Annotated in this window: 7 protein-coding genes; 6 read left to right on the plus strand and 1 reads right to left on the minus strand. The window is 46.1% G+C overall.

Annotated elements, in window-relative coordinates; all coding sequences use genetic code 11:
- The 3 genes from TW89_RS03495 to TW89_RS03505 form a co-directional block, all read left to right on the plus strand.
- Nucleotides 1-494: DUF2345 domain-containing protein (locus TW89_RS03495; RefSeq protein WP_128580561.1), on the plus strand; the 494-nt coding region annotated here is incomplete at its 5' end.
- A 10-nt stretch (nt 495-504) separates the two neighbouring features.
- Entirely contained in the window at nt 505-1,629 is a 1,125-nt protein-coding gene (locus TW89_RS03500) for a VRR-NUC domain-containing protein (RefSeq protein WP_128580562.1), read from the plus strand.
- Nucleotides 1,630-1,724: 95 nt separating this feature from the next.
- Nucleotides 1,725-2,936, plus strand: coding sequence for a type VI immunity family protein (locus TW89_RS03505; RefSeq protein ID WP_128580563.1), 1,212 nt, complete (start codon nt 1,725-1,727; stop codon nt 2,934-2,936).
- Here the strand turns inward: TW89_RS03505 and TW89_RS11690 are convergent.
- Nucleotides 2,929-3,078, minus strand: coding sequence for a hypothetical protein (locus TW89_RS11690; RefSeq protein WP_164836689.1), 150 nt, complete (start codon nt 3,076-3,078; stop codon nt 2,929-2,931). The two genes, TW89_RS03505 and TW89_RS11690, sit on opposite strands and share 8 nt — an antisense overlap.
- 33 nt (nt 3,079-3,111) lie before the next feature.
- On the opposite strand from TW89_RS11690, the gene TW89_RS03510 reads away from it, so the two are divergent.
- The 3 genes from TW89_RS03510 to TW89_RS03520 all read left to right on the plus strand — a co-directional run bounded on the left by TW89_RS03510 (nt 3,112) and on the right by TW89_RS03520 (nt 6,232).
- Nucleotides 3,112-5,565: an RHS repeat-associated core domain-containing protein gene (locus TW89_RS03510; RefSeq protein WP_128580564.1), complete on the plus strand. Its 2,454-nt coding sequence runs from the start codon at nt 3,112-3,114 to the stop codon at nt 5,563-5,565.
- 10 nt (nt 5,566-5,575) lie between these two features.
- Nucleotides 5,576-5,866, plus strand: a complete 291-nt coding sequence (locus TW89_RS03515) for a hypothetical protein (protein WP_070589432.1) — start codon at nt 5,576-5,578, stop codon at nt 5,864-5,866.
- A gap of 102 nt (nt 5,867-5,968) precedes the next feature.
- On the plus strand, nt 5,969-6,232 hold the full coding sequence (locus tag TW89_RS03520) for a hypothetical protein (RefSeq protein WP_128580565.1): 264 nt from the start codon (nt 5,969-5,971) through the stop codon (nt 6,230-6,232).
- Nucleotides 6,233-7,106: the final 874 nt, after the last annotated feature.

Genomic DNA, 7,106 nt, shown 5'->3' on the forward strand with positions numbered 1-7,106 from the left:
ATGACGAGTTGCAGCTGAATGCACTGAAGGACGCAACGTTAACCAGCAGCGCGGGGAAAATCACCATAGCGGCGAAGGAAGAGATTCTGATTACCTGCAAAGGGGCGTATATCAAGCTGAGCAACGGGGAAGTGGAGATCGGGAGTCCGAAGGTGGTGCGGGTGAGGGCGCCGTTGGTGGTGAATGGGGTCAATCAGGTAAATTTTAGGCTTCCTCCATTCAAGCCAAATCATGGCGCACTTTATCAATTAACCAACCAACACGGTAAACCTTTATATAACGAACCATACACTTTAAAACTGGCAGATGGTACGGAATATTCAGGGAAAACCGACCATGAAGGGAAAACCCATACCGTATTCAGTGCCGAACCGCAACGTGTCGAATTGGTTTTACCTAAACAGGAAAAAACAAAAACAGAAACCTTATACCTTTGCGGAGGCGGGGAAGAGAATCTGTATTTAGATTTTGTGCATGACGATAAAATGATTTAGGAGTAAAAATATGGGAATTCTTACCAGCATTAGTGTGGAAAAAGGTTATGCTCAGCTAGAACGAGCGACAGATCAAGGGTATCTTGACCCTAAGCTTCGAGCAGCTAATGTTGTTCCAAAGCAAATCATCAGGACATTGAGGGGCAAACCTAGCGATGTCAATATGAAACAGCTTGCCGTTGCCTTGATGATATGGCTGGATGAAAAAAACCACGATTATTTGTGGTACTACAAGGCGGAAGTAACATTCAATGTCCCGTTAAGTGGCACACCTGTTCCCGTATTAACGGCGAATAGCAAAGACAAAAACCGTCGCCATTCCCACAATCCGTTCGGCCAGATCATACCCGGCGCACAACGCAGGCGGCCAGACATCATCATTGTTAAAGACAAAAACATCCGCTGGCCCGGGAGGGCGGCGACCTATCCGACGGGTGAAGTGTATACGGATAACCTGTCTCGGGTGGTGGAGGTGAAATTTGGGGGTGATGACTTTAGGAGGGGACAAAAAGAAGACTATGAAAAAATAGCGGGGGGAATGGATCGTTTTACCGTACTAAAGGTAACCAGCTACGACGATACCAAGGGCAAAGGCATACTGGTCAAGAAACCTCTGCCTGTCTATGCAGACAAACCGCAGCCTAAAGGTTATTTTTATGAGGAATGGATACGCAGTGGTGAACGGGTAGTCGATTCCGTAGTAGTGACAGCACAAGAAGCCTACCGAACTGCTTCTAAACAAATTACAAAATATTCTAGAGAAGCAGAGCAATATCTACGAAATCATGCACCATGGATATTTGAGGGAGGAAAATTGGTCAGAGATGCGGCAACCAATACTTGGAAATGGATGGATGAACAGGGTAGGACACTTAAAACTTGGACGCAAAAACAGTTAGATGCTGCTTTCGAAGCCCTGAAAAGGGCTACCGACTGGACAATAGAGGAAATCAAAAAGATAGACTGGATGCAGGTCATCGCTGTCGGTACGGTCGTGGTTCTGGTTATTGCCATCGGCGTGGCCGTCACGTTTTTTACCGCCGGGGCGGGTACCGCGCCGTATGCCGCTTCGGTTCAGGCTTTTTTGACTTCCATCGGACTGGGTGCGGCGGCAGTCGGTGCGGCCGCCATGTAAGCGAACATGCCGTCTGAAAACGGTTTTTCAGACGGCTTAAAATATTCAATCTCTACGAAAGGACAAAGCATGACCCCTCAAGAACAAAAAACCGTTTGAACGACATTATGTTTCATGCACAGCGTTGCGAAATGTACGACGACGAACACAGGCTGTATGCCAAGATGGGGCTGGGCATTACTATATATTTCTACGGTGGCGGGAGTGAAAGCGGGCAGCGGAAGGTATTGGACGTATTCAAAAGATATCAAGAACAATATAGCAAGTATCTGAACGGTTTGTTCTTTGAAGAACATCAAAGATTTGTTAAATTCAGTGCTGCGCAATTCGAAAAAAGTATGGAGAAAAGCCAAAAAACAGCTCAACGGAATGAAAGATTAGAAGCCCATATTAGTTCGGAACGAAAAAGCGATTATGCCCCGGACTACCATTGCTCCACTCTGACCACATCTCTGACAGGAGAACTCGAATACAATCTCCTCAGCTATTTGAGTTTGGCCTTTCCCATCGGTTGGCTGAAGGATGAAACCAAACGGGCGGAATTTGAAGAATGGGTGGATTACCTGTGCGCACAATTCGACGTACTGCACGGCTACGCAGGGTTGGAATGCATCCTGCCTTACGGCTGTGAGGAATGGGAGCCGCACGAATACCAGGTTGCCACCCATTACTATAATGTGATGCCCAACTGCAATGCTTATGCAGGATTAAGGGATTATAAGGATGCAGCTAAAAGCATCGCTTGGTACACCATTCTTGGCAAATCCCTATTCATGCGTATCGAACCTCAGGTATGGGCGCGGCTGGCGGCCCAGTACCCCGAAATCACGGTCAAAACGCAGGCAAACGGCGTTTCCGTCATCAAAATCGACGAACTGCCCGACGTCGGAGATGCCAGCGAACAGCTGCCTTTAAATTACCAGGCATTGAACGAAGCCTTAAGGCCGGTCATCAAAGCCGTTCCCAACCGCCTGCACCACCTTTACGCCGCGCCTCATTTCGATGCCGTCAAAACCTATTACTGGACACACCGCTGGGATAACCCGAATATGAAGGATGGGGTATTGGACCCGGAGGGCAAAACCGTTAAAACCGCGCCGATACTGGTGGAAAACGGCGAAACCGTCCGTGTGCCGTACAGTGGAGTATGGCAGCCGTTCAACCATGACGGGGAAGCCATACATTTGGAAAAGGGAAAGCCCTTTCCCGATGTGCCCAAGCCTGAAGATTTGCTGGCGCAGACTTTGTGGAGACTAATCAGCAGGGATGACGGCGGAACATTGGAAGTAGTCCCCTCATTCAGATAGACATCAAAGGCCGTCTGAAAAATACTTTCAGACGGCCTTTCCACCACCAATCCCCTCCTATTGACCATCCACCGGCAGTGTCGTTTCTTTCGAATACGATACCGACAATAATCTGACTGCCGTTACCGACCCCGAGGGACACCGCTGGTTGCGTCAATATGATGCCAACGGCAACATGATTCTCGAAACAGACCCTGAAGAGAACGAAACCCGCTATCGCTATAACGATGCAGGCTTGCCGATAGAAATCACCGATGCACTCGGAGGTATTAAAACCCTGACTTGGACGAAGGACGGACAAATCTTAAGTCATACCGACTGCTCCGGCTATACCAGCCGCTGGCAATATGATGACAGAGGCCGTCTGCAAACCCAAACCGATGCCGAAGGCAACAGTACACACTATAGCTATGACTCACGGGGCAATCCCGAAGCTGTGGTCCAAGCAGACGGCACGAGGGAGTCCTATCTGTATGATGCGGAAGGCAGACTGCTTGAGCATATCGACCCGCTCAAGCAAAGCACTCACTATACCTATGACAAAGGTGGCCGTCTCTTCATCCGCACTGATGCACTTGGACAACAAGTCCAATACCGCTACGATCTCAGCAGCCGCTTAATCGGGTTACTGAACCAAAACGGCGATCTTTACGGTTTCCGCTACAACAGCGTCGGTGCGCTGACTGAAGAAAAAGGCTTTGACGGTAAAATCACCCGCTACCATTACACCCAAGGCAGCGGCGTACTTGAACGCATAGATGAAGCCGGTACTGTCACCAAACTGGAATACGACCCCGCCGGCCGTATCGAAAGCCGCAGCATCCTTGTGGCCGATGAAAACGGAGAAGTACACGAAACCGACAAAGAAAACTACGCCTATGACCCAAACGGCAGACTGGCAGGAACCCAAAACGCCCACAGCCGCCACCAATACTTCTACGACAAACTAGGCAACCTCATCAGGGAATACCGTCACGACAGTCTGGACGGCACAGCCCGAAGCCACGTCTGGCATCACCGCTACGATGCATTGGGCAACCGTACCGAAACCATCCGTCCCGACGGGCAGCGTATCGGTTATCTCCACTATGGCAGCGGCCACCTGCACGGCATCACCCTCAACCGTAACGAAATAGCCGCCTTCGAGCGCGACAAACTACACCGCGAAACCGAACGCACCTTTGGCAAACATATCCGCCAACAAACACAATACGACCCCATGGGCAGAATCTTGCAGCAAATCCACAACCGCAGCCGGCGCGAATACGGCTACGATGCCGCCGGACAACTGACCCACATCCAAAGCAGAGGAGGCCAAACCCAATACCGCTACGATCCCATCGGCAGACTGATCGCCGCCGTTACTCCCGACTTTAGCGAAACCTTTGCCTTCGACCCCGCAGGCAACCGTCTCGACCTAAGCGGCAACAAACAAGACCATGCAGACCAAACAAACAGCCAAGAAAAACCGTCCCTGAACAAAATCTGGGGCAACCTGCTTAAAGAGTACGCGGGCGTACACTACGACTACGACCAACGCGGCAACCTGATCCGTAAAACCCGCAACGGAGAAACCACAGACTACCATTGGAACGGCCACAACCAACTCATTAAAATAGAAAACCGCAACGGCAGTACCGAATACCGCTACGATCCGTTGGGCAGGCGTACCGCCAAAATCCGCAACGGAGAAACCACCGTCTACCACTGGCAGGAAGACACCCTTGCCATCGAAAGCACAAACGGACAAAATACCCATTACCTGTTCGAACCCGGTACATTCGAACCGCTGGCGCAATTTCAGACGGCCTCGCCGATAGGCATAGAAAGGGAAGATAAACCCGCCGAACCCTACAGCTACGACCCCGAAACCGATCCGCTGCTGAAAATTCCGCCCGAACCCCAAGAGCAGTCCGAAGCGCAGCCAGACTTGGTTTATTACCAACTCGACCATCTCGGCACACCGATTGCCGCACACAATGCAAAAGGCGAAGCCGTATGGACGGCGGAATACGAAGCATGGGGCAGAATCCGTAACGAAACCGTTTCAGACGGCCTCAAAGCCAACATCCCGTTCCGCTTCCAAGGTCAGTATTACAACGGAGAAAGCGGGCTGCACTACAACTGTTTCCGGTATTACGACCCTGAAATCGGGCGGTTTGTGAGTCAGGATCCGATTGGGTTTGCCGGTAGTGATAATTTCTATGAATATGCGCCAAATCCGATTGGCTGGGTTGATCCATTAGGATTGAAGAAATATTGTGGTTTGGTATATCGTGCTCTAACACAACCACAAGCTTTAGAAGCTGCGCAACAAAAAGACTTATCTCCCAAATCAAGAAATAATCCGCATACAGTTCAGGAGCATGTTGAAAATTGGAGGAATAGAACACAATTTATATCAACTTCAAGATCATTAGCACGAGCCCAATTTTATGCCAAATCCCAAAATGCCAAATTAGTCGAAATTAACTTATGTAAAATCCACGATTCTAAGATTATAGATATTTCCAATGGACAGGGTCTAGTTAATAAGGGTAGACAACGTGCTAGAGATTGGGCGATTAAAGATCAGGAAATCTTAATTCGGGGATCAGTTCCTTCTGTATCATATCGTTTAATTAATTAGGAATATAAAGATGATTTTTAATAATTTTGAAGAGTTTGAATCGATTTTAGATAAATTATTTGATAATGAGCAATATGAAGTAGCTGATAGAATCATGGAAAATCAAATAGATAATATTTGTAAATTATCTTCCTTGGAAGAAATTGATCAGTATCTATGGTTTTATGCTTCTGTCGCTGGAGATTGCGAATCTTTCGGTAGATTTCAGAAATTATGTAGACAATTAGTGTCTTTAAACAAGATAAAATCGAGTGATTTAGCCAAATATGAAGAAAAATGTCCTGCTAATAGGTGGTATTAGGTAAGGGTAGGTTGGATTGAAAACCCAACACATATCGAGGCCGTCTGAAAAGCTTCTCCTCTTTTCAGACGGCCTTTCAGTTAAAAAATAGGATCAGATAATATGCAACTCTATACAATTTTCCCCCAAAAAAACATTAATGTTGATTTTTCTTTTAATTTAAAAGGTAACAACAAGGATAGCATTTTAGACTATTTTAAATTTAATATTGATGATAGCTTCCTAAAAAAACCTCGTATAAATCTGACATATGACGGTGAGTTTGAATCTCAACTTTCTGAAATTTTGGATGCGGATTTTTATTCTCATCTTCAGGGATTTTATTGTTTTCAAAAAAATTTCTTGAGATTTCACAGGATAAATTGAAAGAGGAGGCCCTATTTTTTCCATGTCTAATCAACAATACTCCATCTGAAATATATGCTTTGTATATAAAAAATAGTATTGATTTTTTAGATAATAAATCTCTAGATTGTTATAAAGATATTTCTTATAAGTACATATTTAGAGATAGGCTAAAACCTTATATATATGGGGTTACGGATGAGTTTAAAAAGATGGTCATAGAGAATAATTTAAAAATGCAATTCCTAGAATTATACAATATAGATAATGTGGGAAGTCTTTACTTTATTCTAGAATAAAGGCTATTCTTAAGAAGTAAGAGGAAGTCAGATTGAAAATCTAACCTTTACAAAAGTCGTCTGAAAAGCTTGCCCTCTTTTCAGACGACCTTTTTCGTTGAAAATAGTAAACCACCATAGAGTAAAGACATTCGGGCATCCACCGAGCCGTACGGCTACGACCCCGAAACCGATCCGTTGACTAAAACTCCCGTCCGAACCACAAGAGCAGTCTGAAGCGCAGCCAGACTTGGTTTATTACCAACTCGACCATCTCGGTACGTCGATTGCCGCACGCAATGACAAAAGGCGAAGCCGTATGGACAGCCGAATACGAAGCAGTGGGGTAGAATCTGTAATGAAACCGTTTCAGACAGCCTCAAAGTCCACGTTCTGTTCAGTATCATGATGAAAAGAACAGGCTGCACTACAACCGTTTTGTATTACAACTAAAGATGCTGGATGAATTGAAAGAACCGGGTATTTAACAACGAAGGATTTATTGAAGAAAAGCTGGAGCATTTGAATAAAAGGTCGTACTAGAAAAATCTTACAGATGGTACCTTTTTATATTTGAATTCTATAAGTGTATTGTATAACTTTGAGTAATAGGTACG

Source organism: Neisseria flavescens (genome assembly GCF_001618065.1).
GTDB lineage: Bacteria > Pseudomonadota > Gammaproteobacteria > Burkholderiales > Neisseriaceae > Neisseria > Neisseria flavescens_A.